2 protein-coding genes are annotated in these 3,659 nt (G+C 46.9%); both read left to right on the forward strand.

What is annotated here, in order from left to right; genetic code table 11:
• On the forward strand, nt 1-657 hold a 657-nt coding region (locus tag KDK19_RS18260; RefSeq protein ID WP_257292526.1), incomplete at its 5' end, for a hypothetical protein.
• A gap of 93 nt (nt 658-750) precedes the next feature.
• Nucleotides 751-3,659, forward strand: a 2,909-nt coding sequence (locus KDK19_RS18265; protein WP_257292527.1) for a hypothetical protein, incomplete at its 3' end; no start/stop codon positions are given.

Below are 3,659 nucleotides of genomic sequence, written 5' to 3' on the forward strand. Positions count from 1 at the left end.
ATGGCTACCGGGCAAGGAGTTCAGGTACCACTGCTGCACAGGATCACACCAGAAAAAGTGAAAACCCTGGCCTCGGCCACAGCCGGTCTCGTGCTGGGTCCGGTAGCCACGGCCGGAACGTACGCCCACGGTCTGGTATCCGGGTTTACCTATGCGCAAACCTTCGGATTCGCCCTGGTGTCGAGTCTCGGTTTCGACTTCTTTATGAACGACAACAAGATCCTCACTCAGTGGCTAGGCGGACCTCTGGGCCGAAGTCTTGACAAGCTTAATCGCTGGAGAGGCGTGGGTGAAACGGAATCTGACTATGTGAAACGCACTGCCATTGCCACGCCTCAGCGATTCAGTGAAACCAATGAAGAGTATGCAAAGCGTGTTAAATCAAAGGACATGATGCACGGTTGGACGCGGAACGAGCATTATCTTCAGTTCCGTGAACGACGTGATCACACCATGAGGATGTATGAGCATGGCTGGGAGAAATACTTCAGGGAAAATGTGCCTAAATGGTCATTCTCCCATGCTGACAGCATTCCCTACTCCTACACTCTGGGTGCCTTCTTTGAGAGGCAACAAGGCAGTAATAAGAAACTTACTGCTATTGATAAAACAACACTTCCCAAGGGAGACGATAAGGGTATCAGTGACGAACTCTGATATCAGAAATCAGCGGATGACCTCTTCATAGCCATCCAATCGAAGGCGGAATAAAGGAATACATAAGGGCTTCGTTAACTCTGAGGTAGTAGTATGACAAATGCACGCTCCAATGCATTAAGCCTTGCAGTAGCAGTTGCAATCAGCTCCTCCATCATAAGCACACAAGCACTGGCCGAGCGCAAGCTTCAGATAAAGTCTGTCGATATTTCGGGCAATGGACATGTGGAGTTTATCCAGAGTGAGGTCATACTTAAGCCAACCTTAGGTGATGACCAGGAGCCAATACCCAAATCCTTTACCACTACCTACCCTGATCTGACTCAAGCCAGAGCGGACTATCTCGTTCCTTCTAATGGCTTTACAGAGGTTCTTTCTTTCATTGATGGTGCCGTTTCCAGCGTTGACCTGTTTGAAACAGACGAGAACGGTGCTGCTCAGAAATACACTAAAGTCCTGAAGGTAGGTGGAGAGGGAATCTTCAGGTTCACCCATAACCTTGAAGAAGAGGAACTGGTCATTGAAGTCAGAGGCGGAATGACCGATCAGGATTCTGTTGAGGCTGTTCGTGATCAAATAACTTTCTCTGACTTATTTTTAGAACCTTTAACGAAAATCGCCAGCCCCGCACAACTGTATAGATTGCTGCAAGGTGCAGATGTCAGAGCAGGAAACCTCGGAACCAGTGACCACTATGTTGCCCTTGCCACCATTGAAGTAGAAAAAGTTGAAGTGAGTGGGCGTACATTCATGCGTCTTATCTCAGGAAGGGATCAGCCTCCTGAACTTAAACGTCTGGGTCAGTCGCTCTTTGTCAATGATGAGGTTCTGCTGGCAGCCGCCACCTCTGCCTATATGCAGGTTCATGTACTGAAAGGAAATTTACAGCAGGAAGCTCTGAATAAACTGTTGTCATACCATAAACCCGTCGGATATGTAGTACACATTGAGGATAACAGGCAGACTTACCCTGTGCCCACCGGTTATCCAAAACTGGAAGTGACTGAGGCTCCGGGAGAGATTATTGTTTTTCATGGTCAGAAGCAGAACTCTGCGGATATCGCCTTTGTAGAAACCCTCTATACACTCTGGCAAGAAGCTGAGGGTAATAACCACGCTCTTGCAGTAACAACAAAGGTTAAAAACCTTAAGATCGAAAGCTACCAGTACGCCATTCGAAGCAGGCAGATGGCAGTGCTGGAAGAGTGGGATGCGCGGTACGAAGCCGGAGAAGCTGTCATTGGCGAAAATGAGGCGAGGAAACGTGCACAAGAAGATCAAACGGTGATGTTTTCGCTTGATTTCTATGAGTCTCTACAACAGGCATTGACCAGTGCTACTCCAACAGATCATGTCCATGAATTTGAGTTCTCACTGGAACACATCAGAGTCGCTTCGTTATTCATCACACCAATCTGGTTGCAGGTTCAACTCGCAAAACACTTCAGCTTCAAACCCGTAATTAAAGGTCTTCTCACTAACCCGCATTTTATTCGGAGTATTCTCAGCATTATACCCGTTTCCTCCGAATTACAGACCGAATTTTTATACAAAAACGAAGAGTTCGCTAACCAGGTTTTAAGCGACATGGCCAGACAATTGATTGAGATCGAAAGCACGCAGGAAGAGCTACAGATAAAAGAAGCCAAACTCATACAGCTTAAAAGTCAATTGCGGCTCACAGTGGATAAAGCCATTGCCAGTGAAAAGAAAAAATTAAGAGCACAACAAATCAGGCTACAAGTTGAGGATGAACTTGCTCAGCTTCGTAACATACACGAAGTATTGCATAGCCAGACACAAACACTCCAGCAGGAAGCCCAACGAATTCCTGCGCTGGAACAAAAGATTCGTGATGCCAGAAAAGAATCCAGAAAGGTTTACAACTCTGAACTGGCAATACAACTTGGCATAGATGACTGGGATGATACCCAGCCACTGGATGAGCAAGCCAGACGCCTCTCAGAAAAAATTAATGACATGAACAGAGCGGTCGCCGCAACCTTTACTGGAGCAGGTCTGCTTGATGAGGAAGCTGTAAAAGCAAAACTGGCGGCGATTGAAGGCCAGTTCGATATTAAACCCCTCAATGAAGACGATCCGGGAGCCCGCTCCCGGTCCATTCAACAGCATCTGCATTATAGGGCAGAGCTGGTCGGTGAGGAGGCTCCACACAGACTGGCCATCATTGAAAGCCAGCTTGGTCTGGTTTCGGATGACGAAGCCCACCCGAAGGCCCGTCGTCAGGCCATTCAGCAGCACCTTAAACAACTGGAAGTTCAGCTCGTTCAACAACGTATTCAACAACTAAGCCCCCCAACAGAGGCTGAAAAAGCAGATACAACCAAAGATCGCATGGCACTCATAGCCTCACATTTAAACATTAAGGAGTTTGATGGCAATGCAGATATTGACGTTCAACAAAATCTCCTGCTTTGGAGAATTGAGTCACTGAATGCTCAAGTACAGAAAGCTCAATGCTGCAGGGATGACACTATCGTCAAAGTCATGACAAGTGCTTTGGCCGCGATTGTTGGTATCAAGTTGAATGAAGACACCACAGAAGAAGACATCAACGCACTGATGGAAGTCATACATGACAGGTTTCAACGTCTTGAAGATACGGAAGAATTACTTAGCGACATCAGAACACCTGGTCACCCCATATCCAAGCCTAAAGTACTTGATAAACTGCGAGCCGTGGAAAAAGCCCTGAAGATGGATAACCTCGATAGCGAGGACGATGAGTATTACCGTCGTCACGCTATTTCTAAGGAAATACAGGCATACATCACAAAAGCCAGAGAGAGGGCAGAGGAAGAGGCGCTGGATATACTGGAAGCCGTAGAAGAAACACTCGGGATCAATATCAAGGAAGGTGATGACAAAGCAGCAAGACTTGACAGGGTTCGTACAATACTTGACGGCAATGATGTCACCGAAAAAAAACTGGATGATATACAGTATACCCTCTGGGAAGAAGAAATCGATTTTGATGAAGA

It is taken from the genome of Endozoicomonas sp. ONNA1 (genome assembly GCF_024606325.1).
GTDB lineage: Bacteria > Pseudomonadota > Gammaproteobacteria > Pseudomonadales > Endozoicomonadaceae > Endozoicomonas_A.